18 protein-coding genes are annotated in these 18,587 nt (G+C 59.9%); 6 read left to right on the top strand and 12 right to left on the bottom strand.

Annotation, left to right across the window (positions count from 1 at the left end; genetic code table 11):
* Positions 1 to 45 precede the first annotated feature (45 nt).
* The 5 genes from ETW24_RS09525 to ETW24_RS09505 all read right to left on the bottom strand — a co-directional run bounded on the left by ETW24_RS09525 (position 46) and on the right by ETW24_RS09505 (position 3,799).
* A complete protein-coding gene (locus ETW24_RS09525; RefSeq protein ID WP_129370839.1) occupies positions 46 to 360 on the bottom strand; it encodes a heavy metal-binding domain-containing protein in 315 nt (104 codons plus the stop codon).
* Entirely contained in the window at positions 357 to 626 is a 270-nt protein-coding gene (locus ETW24_RS09520) for a hypothetical protein (protein ID WP_129370838.1), read from the bottom strand. Before ETW24_RS09520 ends, ETW24_RS09525 begins: the two co-directional genes overlap by 4 nt.
* A gap of 3 nt (positions 627 to 629) precedes the next feature.
* Positions 630 to 2,153, bottom strand: coding sequence for a Fe-S cluster assembly protein SufB (gene sufB, locus ETW24_RS09515; protein WP_129370837.1), 1,524 nt, complete (start codon positions 2,151 to 2,153; stop codon positions 630 to 632).
* A 14-nt stretch (positions 2,154 to 2,167) separates the two neighbouring features.
* Entirely contained in the window at positions 2,168 to 3,211 is a 1,044-nt protein-coding gene (locus ETW24_RS09510) for a cysteine desulfurase family protein (RefSeq protein WP_129370836.1), read from the bottom strand.
* Between the two features lie 129 nt (positions 3,212 to 3,340).
* Entirely contained in the window at positions 3,341 to 3,799 is a 459-nt protein-coding gene (locus tag ETW24_RS09505; protein ID WP_129370835.1) for an Rrf2 family transcriptional regulator, read from the bottom strand.
* 186 nt (positions 3,800 to 3,985) lie between these two features.
* On the opposite strand from ETW24_RS09505, the gene ETW24_RS09500 reads away from it, so the two are divergent.
* The 3 genes from ETW24_RS09500 to ETW24_RS09490 are packed head-to-tail and all read left to right on the top strand — an operon-like array spanning position 3,986 to position 6,047.
* A complete protein-coding gene (locus tag ETW24_RS09500; RefSeq protein WP_129370834.1) occupies positions 3,986 to 4,639 on the top strand; it encodes an alpha/beta hydrolase in 654 nt (217 codons plus the stop codon).
* Positions 4,639 to 4,881 (top strand): hypothetical protein, encoded by a 243-nt coding sequence (locus tag ETW24_RS09495; protein WP_129370833.1) that lies wholly within the window; start codon positions 4,639 to 4,641, stop codon positions 4,879 to 4,881. The genes ETW24_RS09500 and ETW24_RS09495 overlap by 1 nt, the downstream gene beginning before the upstream one ends.
* Positions 4,878 to 6,047, top strand: a complete 1,170-nt coding sequence (locus ETW24_RS09490) for an HD domain-containing protein (RefSeq protein ID WP_129370832.1) — start codon at positions 4,878 to 4,880, stop codon at positions 6,045 to 6,047. Before ETW24_RS09495 ends, ETW24_RS09490 begins: the two co-directional genes overlap by 4 nt.
* A gap of 33 nt (positions 6,048 to 6,080) precedes the next feature.
* Here the strand turns inward: ETW24_RS09490 and ETW24_RS09485 are convergent, their stop codons facing one another.
* Entirely contained in the window at positions 6,081 to 6,863 is a 783-nt protein-coding gene (locus tag ETW24_RS09485; RefSeq protein WP_129370831.1) for a class II glutamine amidotransferase, read from the bottom strand.
* 254 nt (positions 6,864 to 7,117) lie between these two features.
* Between ETW24_RS09485 and ETW24_RS09480 the strand changes: the two genes are divergently transcribed.
* The gene (locus ETW24_RS09480; protein WP_129370830.1) at positions 7,118 to 7,453 is read left to right on the top strand and encodes a DMT family transporter; all 336 of its coding nucleotides are present in this window, start codon (positions 7,118 to 7,120) and stop codon (positions 7,451 to 7,453) included.
* 94 nt (positions 7,454 to 7,547) lie between these two features.
* Positions 7,548 to 9,368 carry a translational GTPase TypA gene (typA, locus tag ETW24_RS09475; RefSeq protein WP_129370829.1) on the top strand — a complete coding sequence of 607 codons (1,821 nt, stop codon included), beginning with the start codon at positions 7,548 to 7,550 and terminating at the stop codon, positions 9,366 to 9,368.
* Positions 9,369 to 9,407: 39 nt separating this feature from the next.
* Here the strand turns inward: typA and ETW24_RS09470 are convergent, their stop codons facing one another.
* From ETW24_RS09470 to recA, 4 genes are all read right to left on the bottom strand, one after another.
* On the bottom strand, positions 9,408 to 9,890 hold the full coding sequence (locus ETW24_RS09470; protein WP_129370828.1) for an MOSC domain-containing protein: 483 nt from the start codon (positions 9,888 to 9,890) through the stop codon (positions 9,408 to 9,410).
* Positions 9,890 to 10,177, bottom strand: coding sequence for a DUF1330 domain-containing protein (locus ETW24_RS09465; RefSeq protein ID WP_027258893.1), 288 nt, complete (start codon positions 10,175 to 10,177; stop codon positions 9,890 to 9,892). The genes ETW24_RS09470 and ETW24_RS09465 overlap by 1 nt, the downstream gene beginning before the upstream one ends.
* A 77-nt stretch (positions 10,178 to 10,254) precedes the next feature.
* On the bottom strand, positions 10,255 to 12,906 hold the full coding sequence (gene alaS, locus ETW24_RS09460; RefSeq protein WP_129370827.1) for an alanine--tRNA ligase: 2,652 nt from the start codon (positions 12,904 to 12,906) through the stop codon (positions 10,255 to 10,257).
* Positions 12,907 to 13,061: 155 nt separating this feature from the next.
* Positions 13,062 to 14,129 carry a recombinase RecA gene (gene recA / locus ETW24_RS09455; RefSeq protein ID WP_129370826.1) on the bottom strand — a complete coding sequence of 356 codons (1,068 nt, stop codon included), beginning with the start codon at positions 14,127 to 14,129 and terminating at the stop codon, positions 13,062 to 13,064.
* A 193-nt stretch (positions 14,130 to 14,322) separates the two neighbouring features.
* Here recA and ETW24_RS09450 point away from each other — a divergent pair, with 193 nt between their 5' ends.
* Complete coding sequence (locus tag ETW24_RS09450; RefSeq protein WP_129370825.1) at positions 14,323 to 14,922, top strand: gamma-glutamyl kinase; 600 nt, start codon at positions 14,323 to 14,325, stop codon at positions 14,920 to 14,922.
* 52 nt (positions 14,923 to 14,974) lie between these two features.
* Here the strand turns inward: ETW24_RS09450 and ETW24_RS09445 are convergent, their stop codons facing one another.
* Together ETW24_RS09445 and ETW24_RS09440 are read right to left on the bottom strand one after the other, a co-directional pair.
* Positions 14,975 to 17,290, bottom strand: a complete 2,316-nt coding sequence (locus ETW24_RS09445; protein WP_129370824.1) for an ATP-binding response regulator — start codon at positions 17,288 to 17,290, stop codon at positions 14,975 to 14,977.
* Between the two features lie 92 nt (positions 17,291 to 17,382).
* The gene (locus ETW24_RS09440) at positions 17,383 to 18,558 is read right to left on the bottom strand and encodes an RsmB/NOP family class I SAM-dependent RNA methyltransferase (protein WP_129370823.1); all 1,176 of its coding nucleotides are present in this window, start codon (positions 18,556 to 18,558) and stop codon (positions 17,383 to 17,385) included.
* Between the last annotated feature and the right edge of the window lie 29 nt (positions 18,559 to 18,587).

The raw sequence follows: 18,587 nt of genomic DNA, 5'->3' as shown, positions 1-18,587 counted from the left end.
TACAGCCCGCGATATTCCATGGCCCCGGCTGGAGCCGTTGCATTTTTATCCCAGCACCACCGCGGTGCCGCTGGCCGAGACCATCAGCATGGACTGCCCGACCACTTCGTAATCCAGATCCACGCCGACAACGGCATTGGCGCCCTTGTCCCGGGCCCGGTCTTCCAGTTCGGCCAGTGCGGTTTCACGGGCATCCTGCAGCTTGCCTTCATAGGCGCCCGAGCGGCCGCCGACGATATCGGTGATCGAGGCAAAGACATCGCGCACAACATTGGCGCCCATGATCGCCTCGCCCACCACGATGCCCTTGTATTCGGCGATCTGGTAGCCTTCGACGTTTGGTGTGGTTGTGATGATCATTTCTTCCAATACTCCAACACTTTTTGTCCTTGCCGGGAGGTGAACCCCCAAAGCAACAGGCCAGGCCCTCCAAAAATCGCCAAACAGAGAAGCCCAGCGACAACACCATTCACGGCAAAGGCCATAAAGACGGCACTCAGGAATACGAAGAAAAGAGGGTAGGCAATGCGGCGCAAGAACCAGACGAACGCGACAGCGCGAACACCTTCTTTAGCGTTATACTCAAAGGCCTTGACCTCCGCTTCTGCCCTCTTTTCAACGACCATGGCTTACCCCACAGACCCTTCCAGCGAGATCGCAACCAGTTGCTGTGCTTCCATGGCGAATTCCATCGGCAGTGCCTGCAGCACGTCCTTGCAGAAGCCGTTGACCACCAGGGCCACCGCCTCCTCCTCGTCCATGCCGCGCTGGCGGCAGTAGAACAGCTGGTCGTCATCCACCTTGGACGTCGTCGCCTCATGCTCCACGCGCGAGGAGTTGTTCTTGACCTCGATATAGGGAACCGTGTGGGCGCCGCAGTTGCCGCCGATCAGCAAGCTGTCGCACTGGGTGTAGTTGCGGCTGTCCTTGGCTTTTGGGTGCATCGACACCAGGCCGCGATAGGTATTTTGCGCCTTACCGGCACTGATCCCCTTGGAAACAATGCGCGATTTGGTGTTTTTGCCAAGGTGCACCATCTTGGTGCCGGTATCGGCCTGCTGCATATTGTTGGCGATGGCGATCGAGTAGAATTCGCCCTGGCTTTCATTGCCGCGCAGGATGCAGGAGGGGTATTTCCAGGTCACGGCAGAGCCGGTTTCCACCTGGGTCCACATCACCTTGGCGCGGTCGCCGCGGCAGTCGGCGCGTTTGGTGACAAAGTTGTAAATGCCGCCCTTGCCGTTCTCATCGCCCGGATACCAGTTCTGGACGGTGGAGTATTTAACCTCGGCGTCTTCTTCAATGATGATTTCCACCACCGCGGCATGCAGCTGGGCGATATCGCGCGCCGGTGCAGTGCAGCCTTCCAAGTAGCTGACATAGCTGCCTTTATCGGCAATGATCAGGGTGCGTTCGAACTGGCCGGTGTTTTCAGCATTGATGCGGAAATAGGTCGACAGCTCCATCGGGCAGCGCACGCCCGGCGGCACATAGACGAACGAGCCGTCCGAGAACACGGCGGAGTTCAAGGTGGCATAGAAGTTGTCGGAAACCGGAACCACCGAGCCGAGGTATTTTTTGACCAGCTCAGGATGTTCGCGGATAGCCTCGGAAATCGAGCAGAAGATGACGCCCGCCTCTTTCAGCTCTTTCTGGAAGGTGGTGCCGACGGAAACGGAGTCGAAAACAGCGTCCACGGCAACCTTGCGGCCTTCAGCAGGCGCATTCTCAGCGCCTTCAACGCCGGCCAGAATCATCTGTTCTTTCAGCGGGATACCCAGCTTTTCATAAGTCGCCAGCAGCTTGGGATCGACCTCGTCCAGCGACTTGGGTTTCACTTCCATCGACTTGGGACGGGCATAATAATACTGATCCTGGAAATCGATTTCCGGATAATCCACCATCGCCCAGTCGGGTTCTTCCTTGGTCAGCCAGCGCTCATAGGCTTCCAGCCGCCAGTTCAGCATCCATTCCGGCTCTTCGTTCTTTTCCGAAATCAGCCGGACAATATCCGTGGTCAGCCCTTTGGGGGCGTATTCCATCTCGATATCGGTTTCCCAACCGTATTTGTAAGCACCGCCAACCTCGCGGACTGCGTCCACGGTTTCCTGGTCAACACCATCCTTGACTTGGGTCTGGTCCAAAGCGGCCATTGTCATCTCCTCACTCACGCCGCACGGGCGCGATGTTTCTTTTCTTTTAACAGCCACGCATCGGCAAAGCGCAGCACGTCTTCTTCTGTTGTCTCAGGCCCCAGCGACACGCGGATTGCGCCCTGCGCCGTTGCCTCGTCATACCCCATTGCGGTCAGCACCGCGCTGGCGCGCACCTTGCCGCTGGAACAGGCGCTGCCCGCGCTGATGGCAAATCCCGCCAGATCCATCTGCATGACCTGGGTTTCGCCCTTCCAGCCCGGCGTCGCAAAACACAGGGTGTTCGGCAGCCGCCTCTGATCCTTCCCGACAAAAATAGTATGGCTTGCGCCAGACACAAGCGCCTTTTCTAGAATATTTCTAAGTTCTGCAACCCTGTCCCAGACACCATTTGCCAGATCTTTTGCCGCTGCTTCAGCTGCGGCGCCGAAACCCGCGATTCCAATGACATTTTCAGTGCCCGACCGGCGGCCCATTTCCTGACCGCCACCCTTAATCTGCGCAGGCAGGTCGGTACCGCGTTTGATCACAACCGCGCCGATGCCCTTGGGTCCGCCCAGTTTATGTGCAGAAATCAGCGCCATTTGCGCGCCCAGCCAGTTGAACGCCACTGGCAATTTTCCAAAAGCCTGGGTCGCATCCGTCACCGCCAGCCCGTCCGGCAAGTGCTGCACAATGCCGGTTTCGGAATTGGCCAATTGTACTGTGCAGGATGCGGGATCGGTAACCCTGACCGTCCCATCGGCACTTACCTCAAGATCTTCCACCGTCCAGGCGCGCACCGCATCATGCTCTACCGGGGCGCCATGCAGATCGCGGCCCGCCAATGCCAGCGATGCACCTTCCGTGGATCCGGAGGTGAACACAATATCCGCGCCGTCAGCCCCAAAAGCAGCCGCCACCTGCGCCCGCGCCTTCTCAACCAGCGCCTTGGCGGCACGGCCTTCGGCATGCACCGACGACGGGTTGCCGCAGACTTCCATCGCCGCGATCATAGCCGCCCGCGCCTCGGGGCGCAGAATGGCGGTGGCATTATGGTCAAGATAAACGCGTGTCATAGAGTCATCTTTTTACGGATCGCTGCCGCCTCATACGCGGCCTTGCAGCATTTCGCAAAGCTTTCCCGCGAGATTTGTGCGGTACCCTTGTAGGGTCCGGAAAGACAAAGAAGGTGAATTCTTTGCACCTCATTCATCCACGACAGCAAACAGGCTGGGCACCGCCGGGCATGGCGCCAGATCATTCTTGATCACATCCGACAGACGGGTTTGATGCAGAAACACATAAACATGCGCACTCAAACCCTCCCACAGACGGTTGGTCAGCGACTGCGCCCGGCTGCCGGACAGCGCGCCCGAGGCGCCCGCCCCTTTGTGCATCGCATCAACCGTTTCATCCACGGCAGACAGCACATCGACCACCCGGATCTCTGATGGCACCATCGCCAGGCGGTAGCCGCCGCCAGGGCCGCGCACCGACTCGACCAGACCCGCACGGCGCAGCTTGACAAACAACTGCTCCAGATACGGCAGCGAGATATCCTGCCGCTTGGAGATGTCGCCCAGCGGCACCAATTTGCCCTGCGGCTGCAGCGCGATATCCGCCAGCGCAACCATTGCATAGCGCCCTTTGGTTGAAAGCTTCATATTTTATCCCTCAAAACCAGGGCGCGAGTGCGAAAACATTGACCTTCCCCGCGTCTGTGCGTATCTCAGCCTGACGGTGTATGGCGAGGCCAGCGCCCTTGATTAGAACTGTTCTAAGATGCCCGACGGAACCCGTCAAGTTTTCTGCCGGCAGTCGCGAGAACGAGAGTAGGATTTGAACCACCCATGCCCGAGGTCATCTTTCCTGGACCCGAAGGCCGCCTCGAAGGCCGCTATCACCCGCAAAAAGAAAAAGACGCCCCGATCGCCATCGTGCTGCACCCGCATCCGCAGTTCGGCGGAACCATGAACAACAAGGTGGTCTATAACCTCCACTACGCGTTCTACAACATGGGCTTTACGGTTCTGCGGTTCAATTTCCGCGGCGTCGGCCGCAGCCAGGGCGAATACGACCAAGGTGTGGGCGAGCTGTCGGATGCGGCGTCGGCGCTGGATTACCTGCAGTCGATGAACACCAATTCCAAGCATTGCTGGGTTGCGGGCTTTTCGTTCGGCGCCTGGATCGGCATGCAGCTGTTGATGCGCCGCCCGGAGATTACCGGCTTCATCTCAGTTGCGCCGCCGGCCAACATGTATGACTTTTCCTTCCTGGCGCCCTGCCCGTCTTCCGGTCTGATCATCAACGGCACATCCGACCGTGTGGCGCCGCCTGCAGATACCGCCAATCTGGTTGGCAAACTGCATGAGCAGAAGGGGATCACCATCACTCATACCGAGATCGAGGGTGCGGATCACTTCTTCCAGGAGCCGCATATGGACACGATGATCGGCGATGTGTCCGATTACGTGAAGCGCCGCCTGACCGAGAACAGCCGCTGATGGGCACGATCGAAACGCTGGCCCAAAAACTGGCGCTCGATACGATCAAGGTGCAGGAGGCCAGCGGCGAAGACCGGCTGTATGTGGAGGTGGGCCAGGTACTTGGCGCCGCCTCCCAATCGCTCGAAGAAGCGTTTCTGACCGAAATGCGCGTGCGTCTGGCCGAACGCAAGGCGCGGGAGTTTCTCAATCAGAAGGTCAGCGCAATTCAGGCGCAGCTTGACGCAAAGGGCGAAGCATGAGCGACCGGCTGGACGCGCAGTTCGCCTTCTTGCTGGAAGCGGACAAGCTTCGCCGTATTGACCGCCAAAACCTGATCATTGATTGCAGCCGGCGCGAAAACTCGGCGGAACACAGCTGGCATCTGGCGCTTTATGCGTTGGTGCTGGCACCGTTTGCTGCGCCAGAGGTGGATATTCTCCGCGCTGTCCGGATGCTGCTGCTGCATGATCTGGTCGAAATCGACGCCGGCGATCATCCGATCACGGATAAGGTCGATTGGGACGCTGTAGCACAGGCAGAAGACGCCGCCGCCAAGCGCCTGTTCGGCCTTCTTCCCGCAGATCAGGGCACTGACTTGTTAGGCCTGTGGCAGGAATTCGAGGCCGCGGAAAGCCCCGATGCGCGTTTTGCCAAACGGGTAGACCATTGCCAGCCGATTTTCCAAACGCTTTACGGCACCAATCCTTTGGATTGGCATGTCGATGTGGTCCGGCAAAACCTGAATGGCGGGCGCGCAGCCGCGCTGGAGCAGGATTTCCCCGAAGCCTATCACCACGCATTGGCTCTCCTGAACGAAGATACCAGCTTTGACTGCAGCCGTCTGACAGCCCGCCTGCCCTTCCTGAATGAGGCGGATAAACTGAAGCTGATCACCCGCGCGTCCAAACTGGGCGATGGGTCACGCCACGAAAACTCAGCCGAGCACAGCTGGCACATCATGTTGTATGCTTGGATTCTGGCAGAACACAGCGCCGGCCCGCTAGATGTGGACCGGGTGCTGCAAATGCTGCTGCTGCATGATCTCGTGGAGATCGACGCCGGTGATGCGCCGATCCACGGCGTGACTGATCCCGCAGCCCTTGCCGCGCTTGCGGCAAAGGAAGAAGCAGCCGCAGACCGCCTGTTTGGCCTGCTGCCTGCCGATCAAGGCCTGCCGATGCGGGCGATCTGGGAAGAGTTCGAGGCGGCAGAGAGTGCTGACGCTGTTTTCGCCAAATCCATCGACCGGGTCCAGCCAGTGCTGCTCAACCTGTTGAACGGCGGCGGCAGCTGGGTCGACTATGACGTGAGCCTGCCGCAGCTGGACACCCGCGTCGGCGGCAAGGTCAGCCGCGGCACACCGGACGTCTGGACCTATGTCCGGGCAAAGATTGAACCTTGGTTCCGCGCGGCCGGACGTTTGTAAACACTGGCCGCAACTCCGGTTCGGGGCTGCGCTTCACTCCAGAAACGGCTGAAACGGTTGCGTTTCCGCGCCTTGGGAGGTCAGCGTCAGAAACTCCCCCGGTTGCAGTTCACTCCATGCTTCACCTGTGTCCTCAAGCGGTTCCGATACAACCGCCCATCCCTTCAGGCTGTGGCTCCAGCGGTAGTAGACCGAAGGTGCGATACTGTCAGAGGAGTAGCGCGCCGCATAAAGCGTCTCTCCATCCGACATGGCTACGGACAACCGCATATGCGGTGTTCGGCCCCGAGCCCGCGACAAAGCCTCCATGCGGCCCGCCGCCCGTTCCAGCGCCGCTTTCGGATCAATGTCCAGGCCTTCGCGCAGGGCCAGAAGAAACAGCACTTCGCTGTCAGTAGCCCCTTTGCGGTGTTGATACAGCTCATCAGGGATGCACATGTCTGCATGGCGGCGGAAATTCTCAAACCCGCCGACCTGGCCGTTGTGCATGAAACTCCATCTCCCGGCTGCGAAAGGATGGCAATTGTTACGGCTGGTAGCGGATCCGGTTGAGGCCCGAACATGCGCCAGGAAAAGACCGGATTGAACCTGGTTCACCAGCGCACGCAGATTACAGTCCGACCATGCGGGGGAAACATCGCGGTAGAGCCCCGGCTCGGTCCGCTGCCCGTACCATGCAATGCCGAACCCGTCGCCGTTGGTCGCAGTCTTGCATTCGACCGCCTTTTGGCTTTGCGCTATCAGCGAATGCGCAGGTATTGAAATGATGTCTTCCAAAAAGACTTTGGCACCGGTGTAGGCAGCCCAGCGGCACATATGTTGCTCCTTGTGTTGAAGATCCGATCAGGACTGTTATTCTATTCCTGACGCAAAACTTGGAACATTCATCTAAGTCAGCTTGGCTTTTTAGTACAGCGTATCTGCGCACAGTCATCTGTTCATTGCCGCGGCGGCCGAAAACAGGGCAAACAGTGACGCATTGGGACTTCCTGCCCTGCATTGAATACGGTACCGGAGAAAGGAACACTGCTCCGCCGCAGGCCGGGCAAAACGCGTACACGGAGGCAGAGATGCCGGTTCACTATATCTACCTGATTATTGCGGTTGCTGCAGAAACCATTGGCACAACGGCCCTGCAGGCCAGTCAGCAGTTCAGCAAACTTGGACCGTCGCTGATCGTTCTGGTCGCTTATGCGTTTTCCTTTTACATGATGGGGCTGACACTCAAATTCATGCCGGTGGGTATTGTCTATGCGATCTGGTCGGGTCTTGGCATCCTGCTGATAGCTGTTATTGCCTTCATTGTTTTTGGGCAGAAGCTGGATCTGCCAGCCGTGATCGGCATGGTGCTGATCATGTCCGGCATCATCATCATTCACCTGTTTTCCAAGTCTTCGGCCCATTAGATCCGCATTTGCGGCTTCTTTGGACGGATTTCCTCTGGCCTTTGTGCGGGGTTCGGGCTATGCGCGGCCCAACTTCCTTACAAAGGCGAACGTCATGGACTTGCGCAACATTGCGATCATTGCTCACGTTGACCACGGCAAAACCACCCTGGTCGACGAGCTGCTGAAACAATCCGGCGCCTTCCGCGAAAATCAGGCTGTGGCGGAACGCGCCATGGACAGCAACGATCTGGAGCGCGAGCGCGGCATTACCATTTTTGCCAAGCCCACCTCGGTCGAGTGGAACGGCACCCGTATCAACATCGTCGACACCCCCGGCCACGCCGATTTCGGCGGCGAGGTTGAGCGGATCCTGTCGATGGTCGACGGTGTGGTACTGTTGGTGGACGCCGCCGAAGGCCCGATGCCGCAGACCAAATTCGTGACCTCCAAGGCCCTGGCCCTGGGCCTGCGTCCGATCGTGGTGCTGAACAAGGTCGACAAGCCGGACGCCGAACCCGACCGTGCGCTCGACGAATGCTTTGACCTTTTTGCTTCCCTCGAAGCCACCGAAGACCAGCTGGACTTCCCACATATGTATGCGTCCGGCCGTTCCGGCTGGGCCGATGCGGAACTGGACGGCCCGCGCAAGGATCTGCATGCGCTGTTCAACCTGATCGTGAACCACGTGCCTGAGCCGAAACAGATCAAACGTCAGGACGAAGATTTCCGGATGCTGGCCACCACCCTGGGCAGCGACCCCTTTGTGGGCCGCCTGCTGACCGGCCGCGTCGAATCCGGCAAACTGAAGGTCGGCGCCACCGTGCAGGCCCTCACTCGCATCGGCCAAAAGATCGAGCAGTTCCGCGTGACCCGTATCCAGGCGTTCCGCGGCCTGGCCCAGCAGGACATTGAGGAAGCACAGGCTGGCGACATCGTCTCCATCGCAGGCATGGCCAAGGCGACCGTGGCCGACACCATCTGCGCCCTCGCCGTGGATGACCCGCTGGATGCTCAGCCGATTGACCCGCCGACCATCACCGTGACCTTTGGCATCAACGACAGCCCGCTGGCCGGCCGTGACGGCAAGAAAGTCCAGTCGCGCGTTATCCGCGACCGCCTGATGAAAGAGGCCGAGTCCAACGTTGCGATCAAAATCGCCGACACTCCCGGCGGCGAGGCGTTTGAGGTTTCGGGCCGCGGCGAACTGCAGATGGGCGTCCTGATCGAAAACATGCGCCGCGAAGGGTTCGAGCTGTCGATTTCCCGCCCGCAGGTGATCATGAAGGACGTCGACGGCGTCCGCATGGAGCCGGTCGAAGAAGCCACCATCGACGTGGACGACGAATACTCCGGCGCGGTGATTGAAAAGCTGACCGGCACCCGCAAAGGCGAGCTGGTCGAGATGAAACCTGCAGGCGCAGGCAAGACCCGCATTATTGCGCATGTGCCCTCGCGCGGGCTGATCGGCTATCACGGCGAATTCCTCACCGATACCCGCGGCACCGGCGTTCTGAACCGCGTGTTCCACGGCTGGACCGCGCACAAGGGCGCGATCCCTGGCCGCCGCGCCGGTGTTCTGATCTCGATGGAGAACGGAACATCTGTTGCGTTTGCCCTGTGGAACCTGGAAGACCGCGGTAAAATGATGATCGGCGCTCAGGCCGACGTCTACACCGGCATGATCATCGGCGAGCATTCCCGCGAGAACGACCTCGAAGTGAACCCGCTGAAGGGTAAGAAACTGACCAACGTGCGTGCATCGGGCACCGATGACGCAGTGCGTTTGACCACCCCGGTGACACTATCGCTGGAAGAGTCGATTGCCTATATCAACGACGACGAGCTGGTCGAGGTGACGCCGAATTCGGTGCGCCTGCGCAAGCGCTACCTGGACCCGCATGAGCGTAAGCGGATGGCCAAGGCCAACGCCTGATAAACAAGAAACGGCGGCAGAAATCTCTGCCGCCGTTTTCTATTCTGCCGAAGTCAACGCCGTGACACTGGCGCCCAAAGCCACCCTGCCCGGCTCCACCACTTCGGCATACCAGCCGCCATGTCCGCGCATCGCGTTGTAACCGCCATGGCCCAGCACCGCTTCCATCCGCGAACAGGGCGGACAGGGGCCGGTAACCTGCAAAACAGCGCTGCCGATTTGCAGTTTGGCTTTGCGTAAAGCCGCCAGATTGATCCCGGAAATGACAAAGTTCCGGCGCAGCACTTCCGGCTGTAACCTATCCAGCCCGGCAAGGGCCTCAATCACCGGCAGATGCTCGGCCTGGATTAATGTAACGGCGCGTTTGCCCTCTTTGGCGTGATCGCCGCAAAGACCCGCTGCAGTTACATCCGCAGTTTCCACTGTCAGAATTTCTTCCCGCCGCGCAGGGCGCAGGCCGATCCACGCCACCCGGCCCTGGCCAGCGTGGCGTTTCAGCATCTCCGCAAAAGCGGTGATCATTATTCGGAGGTTTCCACCACCATCAGTTCGCGCTCGGACGCGCCGCGCGCATGGCTCAGCGCTTCCTGGTATTCCGGGCTGTGATAGCAATCGACTGCGGCATCGACACTTGGGAATTTGGCCACCACATTGCGCGGGCGCTCCTTACCCTCCAGCTGCACGAAACGCCCGCCGCGGGCGACAAACGTGCCGCCGTGCTTGGCGATGGCAGGCCCCGCCAATTCGGCATATTTGCCATAGGCATCAGCGTCGGTGACGGTCACATGTGCAATCCAAAGTGCGGGCATCGGAGCCTCCCAAGTTATGATCTTTCCGGCAGATTAGGCAATTTGCCGGAAAGACCAAGTATTTTTTGACCAAATGGTCAGCCAGCCAGCACAGCCTCGGCTGCCTTGATCGCCTCGTCGGCGCCGGAGAAATCCTTGCCGCCGCCCTGGGCCATATCCGGACGGCCGCCGCCGCCTTTGCCGCCCACGGCCGGAACGGCCGCCTTCAGCACGTCCACAGCTGAGATTTCGCCAGTCAGATCGTCGGTCACACCAGCGGCCACAGCAACCTTGCCATCTTCCTCGGCGATCAGCAGGATCACACCAGAGCCGATGTTCTGCTTATGTGCATCAATCAGGCCGCGGAGATCCTTGCCGGACACCCCTTTCAGGGCCTGGGCCAGGAACTTCTTGCCGTTGACGTCCTTGGCATCGGCGCCGTTGCCGGAACCACCACCCATCGCAACCTGCTGCTTGAGATTCGAAATCTCGTTCTGCAGCACTTTACGCTCGTCCATCATCGCTTTCAGGCGGTCCATAACATCCGCAGGCTGCGCCTTCAGCGCAGTTGCAATCTCGGCCATCCGGCCCGCTTCACGCTCCAGATGCTCAAACGCCGCGGCACCCGTTAGCGCTTCGATCCGGCGCACGCCAGCCGAGGACGCGCTGTCGCCAAGGATCACAAAGGTGCCAATGTCGCCGGTTTGCTTCACATGGGTGCCGCCGCACAATTCGATGGAATAGGTGTCGCCATCATGGCCCTTGCCGGTTTCGGCCCGGCCCATGGATACCACTCGGACTTCATCGCCGTATTTCTCGCCGAACAGCGCCTGCGCGCCCAAGTCCCGCGCATCATCCGGGGTCATGATCCGGGTCGAAACAGGGGTGTTTTGGCGAATGAAATCATTTACTTCTGTGCCGACCTTCGTCAGCTCAGCTGCGCTCATCGCCTTGTTGTGGCTGAAATCAAATCGCAGACGGTCCGCAGCATTCAGCGAACCTTTCTGGGCCACATGCTCCCCCAGTGCGTTGCGCAGCGCCTCATGCAGCAGATGCGTGGCCGAGTGGTTGGCCCGGATCCGGCTGCGGCGCGCGTGATCAACCTCCATAGCGGCACCCAGGCCGACAGAAACTTCGCCTTCGATCACTTCGGCAATGTGCAGGAACAACCCCTCCACCTTTTTGGTGTCGGTGATGCGGGCCGCGCCGCCTTCGACGGTCAGAACGCCGCTGTCGCCAACCTGGCCGCCGCTTTCGCCGTAAAACGGCGTCTGGTTCAGGATGATCTGAACAGTTTCCCCCTTGCCCGCCGATTGAACCTGCGCACCGTCCTTGACGATAGCGGCAACCTGGCCTTCGGCCTTTTCTGTCTCGTAGCCCAGGAATTCGGTCGGCCCATTTGCGTCAAGAATATCGAAGTAAACCTTCACATCCGCCACTTCGCCCAGACCGATGCCGCCAGCGCGGGATTTCTCCTTTTGCGCCTGCATCGCCGCATCGAAACCATCGGTATCGACCTCGATCTCCTTGGCGCGCAGCGCGTCCTGCGTCAGGTCAAGCGGGAAACCGAATGTGTCGTACAGTTTGAACGCAGTTTCACCGGGCAGGACATCGCCCTTGCCCAAATCGCCCGAGGCCTCATCCAGCAGCTTCAGGCCGCGGTCCAGCGTCCTGAGGAACCGGGTTTCTTCCTGCTCAAAGGTCTCTTCGATCAGCGCCTGGCCCTGGCCAAGTTCCGGATAGGCCGCGCCCATCTTCTGCACGAGTGCCGGCACCAGTTTGTGCATCACCGGATCGGTGGCGCCCAGCAGCGACGCATGGCGCATCGCGCGGCGCATGATCCGGCGCAGCACATAGCCGCGACCCTCGTTCGAGGGCAGCACGCCCTCAGCGATCAGGAAAGAACACGAGCGCAGGTGGTCCGCGATCACCCGGTGGTGCACGTTCTGATCGCCGAACGGATCGGAATTCGTAACATTTGCCGAAGCTTCAATCAGCGATTTGAACAGATCGGTTTCATAGTTGTCATGGGTGCCCTGCAGCAGCGCCGCAATCCGCTCCAGCCCCATGCCGGTGTCGATCGACTGCATCTCCAGATCGACCATCGAGCCGTCTGCGAATTTCTCGTTCTGCATGAAAACGAGGTTCCAGATCTCAATGAACCGGTCGCCATCTTCCTCAGGCGAACCCGGAGGGCCGCCCCAGATATGATCGCCGTGGTCATAAAAGATTTCGGTGCAAGGACCGCAAGGGCCGGTATCGCCCATCTGCCAAAAGTTGTCCGAGGTTGCGATCCGGATGATCCGGTCCTCGGGCACTCCGATTTTCTTCCAGATTTCAAAGGCTTCATCGTCGGTGTGATAGACGGTGGTGTAAAGCCGGTCTTTGGGAACGTCGAGTTCCTTGGTGATCAGCTCCCAGGCAAAGGGGATCGCCTCATGCTTGAAATAGTCGCCAAAGGAGAAATTGCCGAGCATCTCGAAAAACGTGTGGTGGCGCGCGGTGTAACCCACATTGTCGAGGTCATTGTGCTTGCCGCCGGCGCGCACGCATTTCTGCGAGGAGGTTGCGCGTTTGTAGTCGCGGGTCTCAACCCCGGTAAAACAGTTCTTGAACTGCACCATGCCTGAGTTGGTGAACATCAGGGTCGGGTCGTTGCGCGGCACCAGCGGGCTGGAATCCACCACTTCGTGCCCCTGTTTGGCAAAGTAATTCAGAAAGGTTGAGCGGATATCGTTGAGCGTCGGCATATGCAGGATCTCTTGCGGGCTTAAATAAGCGGTCCGGGCAGGTTTACCCCCCAGCCGGCGCACTGTCTACAGCGCGAAGCGGCGTCTCCCATGAAAAAGGGCGCAGCTTGCGCCACGCCCTCGCATTTCAAATATTTGATCAGATTACCCGGCGCTTAGGCCTCAAGGATATCGTCTGTGCCGCTCACATCCGGACGGTCGAACTCCAGCCCGTGCGAGGCGCGGATCTTGTCTTCGATATCAATGGCAATCGCCGCATTGTCCCGCAGGAAGGTTTTGGCGTTTTCACGCCCCTGCCCGATCCGCTCATCCCCGTAGGAGAACCAGGCGCCGGATTTGTTGACAACACCCGCCGCCACACCAAGGTCCAGCAATTCCCCCATCTTCGAGATGCCTTCGCCATACATGATGTCGAATTCCACCTGCTTGAACGGCGGCGCCACCTTGTTCTTTACCACTTTGACGCGGGTCGAATTGCCGACCACCTCGTCCCGGTCCTTGATCGCACCGATGCGGCGGATGTCCAGGCGGACGGAGGAGTAGAACTTCAACGCGTTGCCGCCGGTGGTGGTTTCGGGGGAGCCGAACATCACGCCGATCTTCATGCGGATCTGGTTGATGAAGATCACCATGCATTTGGAGCGGCTGATCGAGCCGGTCAGCTTGCGCATTGCCTGGCTCATCAGCCGGGCCTGTACGCCGACACTGCTGTCGCCCATATCGCCCTCAAGCTCGGATTTGGGGGTCAGCGCCGCCACCGAGTCGACGACGACCATGTTCACCGCACCGGAGCGCACCAGCGTATCGGTGATTTCCAGCGCCTGTTCGCCGGTATCGGGCTGCGAAATCAGCAGCTCGTCCAGGTCGACGCCCAGCTTGGCCGCATATTGCGGATCCAGCGCGTGTTCCGCGTCGACAAAGGCGCAGACACCGCCCTTTTTCTGCTGTTCTGCAATGCAATGCAGCGTTAGCGTTGTCTTGCCCGAGCTTTCCGGACCGTAGATTTCGATGATCCGGCCCATCGGCAGACCGCCAATCCCCAGCGCGATGTCCAGGCCCAGCGATCCGGTCGAGCTGGCCTCGATCTCCTGCAAGGCCGTGCCATCGCCAAGCTTCATGATGGAGCCCTTGCCGAACTGCCGCTCAATCTGGGCAAGCGCGCTGTCGAGCGCCTTTTGCTTGTCACCGCTTACTTTATTTTTCATGGTCAAAAGATCCGCCATAGTCCCTTGTCCCTTTCTATGTGTCACACACCGGGGCGTGCGGCAATCACTGCTTTGTTCACCTCTTGTTCCTTATGAGATCAAAAAGAGAACATTGCAACAGAAAACTCTGTGTACCCACATCAAACTCTGGGTGTTAAAGAAAGGTTGATGGTTAATCCGCAGCAAGAAATTTTACCGGACAGTTAACGGAATGATGATATTTTTCAAAGAACGGCTGGCGCTCCTCTCCGTTCCCAAAACCGGCACCACCGCCTTTCAGGCGGCGTTGCGCAACCGGGCGGATCTGGTGATCTCTGACCCACCGGAGCTGAAACACGCGCCGCTGTACCGCTACAACCGCTGGATCCGGCCGATGTTTGAGAAGGTCTGCGGAGCCGAACTTGAGGTCGCCGCAGTGATGCGGGAGCCGGTCAGCTGGCTGGGCAGCTGGTACAGGTACCGGCAGCGGCCGGCGCTGGATGGCAACCCGAATTCGACCAAGGATGTCAGCTTTGACGACTTTCTGCACGCCTATTGCAAAGGCAAACCGCCCGCCTTTGCCAATGTCGGCAGTCAAGCGAAATTCCTGGAGCCACAGCCAAATGGCTGCAAGGTCAGCCATCTGTTCCGCTATGAGGATCAGAACACGTTGAAGCAGTTCCTGGAGTTGCGCCTGGACGTGGAAATCCGGCTGGAGCGCAAAAATGTCAGCCCTCAGGCAAGTCTGACACTAAGCCCGGAAGTCCAGAACCATGTCCGGCGAAAGCGTGCTGTGGAATTTGAACTGTACGATTCTATTCCAGCCCGTTGACCATAAAAAGCCGCCGGAAGCGGCGGCTTTTACAGATCTGGATTTCTCAACCTTAATGCAGTTGCGCATGAACCGTTTCGGTCAACTGGTTGAGCGAAAACGGCTTGGGCAGGAAAACCGAATTCGGAACATCCGGGTCAGCCTCGCCAAAGGCCCCTTCGGCATAACCTGAGACAAACACCACCCGGGTATCAGGGCGCTCTTTCAGCGCCTGGCGCACCCAGCTGGGCCCATCCATGCCCGGCATCACCACATCGGTGACAAACACATCCACCGTCAGGCCGGGATCTTCCAGCGTGCGCAATGCGTCCTCGGCGGATTCGGCTTCCAGCACCGTATAGCCCCGCATCCTGAGAGCCCGGGACGCAAAGGCCCGCACCGGAGCCTCATCTTCGACCAGCAGCACCACGCCCTCGCCGTGCTGGGCGGCAACAGCCTTCTCCGTGATCTCGGCCGGTTTTTCAGCGGCAAGCTGGTCGGCCTGCTGTTTGTTGACCGGAAAGAACAGGGTGAACTGGGTGCCGTGCCCCTTGACCGAGTCGACGAAGATGTAGCCGCCGGTCTGCTTAATAATGCCATAGGCCGTGGACAGGCCCAAACCGGTTCCCTCGCCCGTGCGTTTGGTGGTGTAGAAGGGTTCAAACACCTTTTGCAGCTTGTCCGGAGCAATCCCTACACCTTCATCGGACACTTTCACGGTGACCCAATCGCCGGCCGGAACTGTGGCGCGGTTCCGCTCCAGCGGCTTATCCAGCGCGATCACTTCCGTCTCGACCCGGATCTCACCGCCCTGCGGCATCGCATCACGCGCGTTCACCACCAGGTTCATCAGCACCTGTTCCAGCTGCCGCTTATCAGCCCGGATCGACTTCATCACCGGATCGTGGCTGAGGGTCAGGGTGACCTTTTCACCCACCAGCCGGTTCAGCAGATGGGTCAGGTCCGACAGCGTGTCCCGCACATCCAGGGTTTCCGGCTGCAGGGTCTGTTTGCGCGAAAACGCCAGCAGCTGGCTGACAAGCGAGGCCGCCCGGTTGGCGTTCTCGTGGATCTGGATCAAATCGCCATAGTCCTGGTCGCCCTGATCGTGGCGCAGCAACAGCAAATCGCAGTGGCCGGAAATCGCGGTCAGCAGGTTGTTAAAGTCATGCGCAACACCGCCCGCCAGCTGCCCGATTGCCTGCATCTTCTGGCTTTGCACAAATTGCGCTTCCAGCGTCTTCAGCTCGGTCGCGTCATTCAGCACTGCGATCAGCATCGGAGTGCCCTCTTCCACCACCCGGGTGAGAGTCACCTGAACAAAGACTTCCTTGTCAGCACGCGACAGGCGCAGGAATTCAGACTTGTTCGGCGCCAGCCCGTCGGCGGTATCGCGCAGCCAGTCCGACATCGGGCGGCCTAGCCCTTCCATCAGCTGGCCAAGTTTCAGATTGGCACAGCTTTCAATCCCCAAAAGACGCAGGGCCATGCGGTTGCTGGTCAGAATTTCACCTGTAGGAGCAACCTTAAGGAACGGCACAGGCAGCGCTTCCAACCCGGCTTGGGCAGAGTCGAAACTGCCTTCATCCACTTCCATCAGAAACAGTTCGCTGCGGCCCTGGGTGCGGTTTTTCTCGCTGACCAGCACCTGAACCGGGCCGGATTTGGTGCTGAGCGTATTGATCTGCCCGGGCATGACCGGCAGCGCAGGAAACAAACGGTCGGTGGATTTCACACGCTCGCCGATCAGGCTGCGGGCCGCCTCGTTCATGAACAAAACAGCGCCAGTGCGGCCAACCGTGATCATCGGAACCGGCATCGTTTCCGCACCGCGCCCGTTGCCGCCGCGGTCAAGGATATCTTCCACCCGCCACAGAAAGCTGCCGCCGTTCATCTGGTGAACCGCCAGCCGCACATGGCCGCGCCGGGTCACGATATCCTCGCGGGCGGCACCATCAACGCGGGCGCGGCTTTGCAGCCGGTACAAGACCGCCGACGGGTTGGCCAGGATCGACCGCAAAGTTCCTGCCAACGTGTCGCGGCTGCCGTCCTGGAACCGTTTTACAGCGGCCCCGTTGCAGGCATGGATCACTCCATCGCCGTCCGTGACAAAACTTGGCGTGGCATCTTTTTCGATAAAGCCGGTCAGCAGCTCCGCCGCCATCGACCGCGCATTCAGACGCATCCGGGTTTGAATAACCATCAGCACCGCCACAGCCGCCAGTGTCAGCCCCACCATGACAAAACCGCGGCCCATCCAATCGGGCAGCGGCATCAGCCAGGGGCCTGACAGCAGCAGCAGGGCCAGCAGCAGTGTCGCGGCCAGCCGGACGTGCTCGGGGGCATAAACCCGCAGTTCCGGAACGGAAGTTTCTTGGCGACCGGACATTACGGCTCCATGGACAATGCAAAGTGACGCCATAACGCGGCGGTTTTGGTTAAAACCACGTTAAGAAACACAAAGGTTTCCCGGCGGCGACCCTAACAACCGCCCTTTGCGCGCGTCAACACAGCAACAAAGAAACCATCGGTGCCGTTTTGCACGTGCCAGCTTTGCTGCGCCGCCAGCGACCAGCCCTCGTTCTCTTGCAAAAACCTTTGAACTTGCTCAGAGTTTTCGCCATCCAGCACCGAGCAGGTGGCATAGGCCAGGGTCCCGCCAGGCGCCGTCAGGCTTGCCGCTGTGCGCAAGATATCTGCTTGGGTCTTATGCAGGTCCTGCAGGTTTTCAGGCGTCAGCCGCCATTTGCCTTCGGGTGCCCGCCGCCAGGACCCGGAACCGGAACAGGGGGCATCGCACAGCACCAGGTCAAACGGCCCGCTGCTGTCAAGCTCCGCAGTCAACAGCTGCTGCACCTGCACACCAGCCCGGGCCGCACGTTCGGGCAAGTCTTTCATGCGCCTGGGATCGGCATCATGGACAAACAGCCGGAGGTCCGCCTGCGCGGCCATGGCCAATGCCTTGCCGCCGCCGCCGGCGCAGTAATCCAGCACTTTCATGCCGTCTTGCAATGGCAACAGCGCGGTGACCGCCTGGCTCGCTGCGTCCTGTAATTCAACAAGACCGTCCTGGTACACTTTGGTGTTGCGCAGCTTGCGGGCGCCTTCGGTCACTTCCAGCGCGGTGGCGGCGGCTGGATGCGGCCGGGTGGCGATGCCGTCGGCGCTCAGCGCCTCTTGCGCTTGCACAAGCGTGGCGCGGGCAATGTTCACCCGCAAATGCACCGGCGCACGGCTGCGCAGAGCCAGCGCTGCGGCCTCAGCCTGATCCCCAAGACTGCTGCTGAACTCAGGCCACAGCCAATCGGGAATATCCAGTGCCTCTGCCGCTTCCGGCGGGGAAGGCAGCTGACGTTCCGCCTCGGTCAAAGGTGCAGGCCCATACCCCTGTCCGCTGAAGAACTCGTCCGGGTCCTGCCCCGCTTCCCGCAAGGCGCCCAAAACCAGCCCCCGGCCGCTGTGCGCGCCGCCAAGGACTGCGTGCGACCGCTGGCACCGCACCGCTGTAAACACATGGTCACGCACCGCGGCGCGGTCTTTTGATCCGGCAAACCGGCTCCGGCGTCCCCAGGAGGTCAGCGCCTTTTCCGCAGGCTCGCCCTCCAGAATCCGGTCAAGAACCTCAATGGCCGCCTGCAGGCGGGCGGCGGGGGTCATGCCCCTGCCTTATGATTGCACGCGGCCAT

This window comes from Leisingera sp. NJS204 (assembly GCF_004123675.1).
Lineage (GTDB): Bacteria > Pseudomonadota > Alphaproteobacteria > Rhodobacterales > Rhodobacteraceae > Leisingera.
The sequence above is the reverse complement of the archived record's forward strand: the minus strand, read 5'-3'. Positions and strand labels throughout refer to the sequence as shown.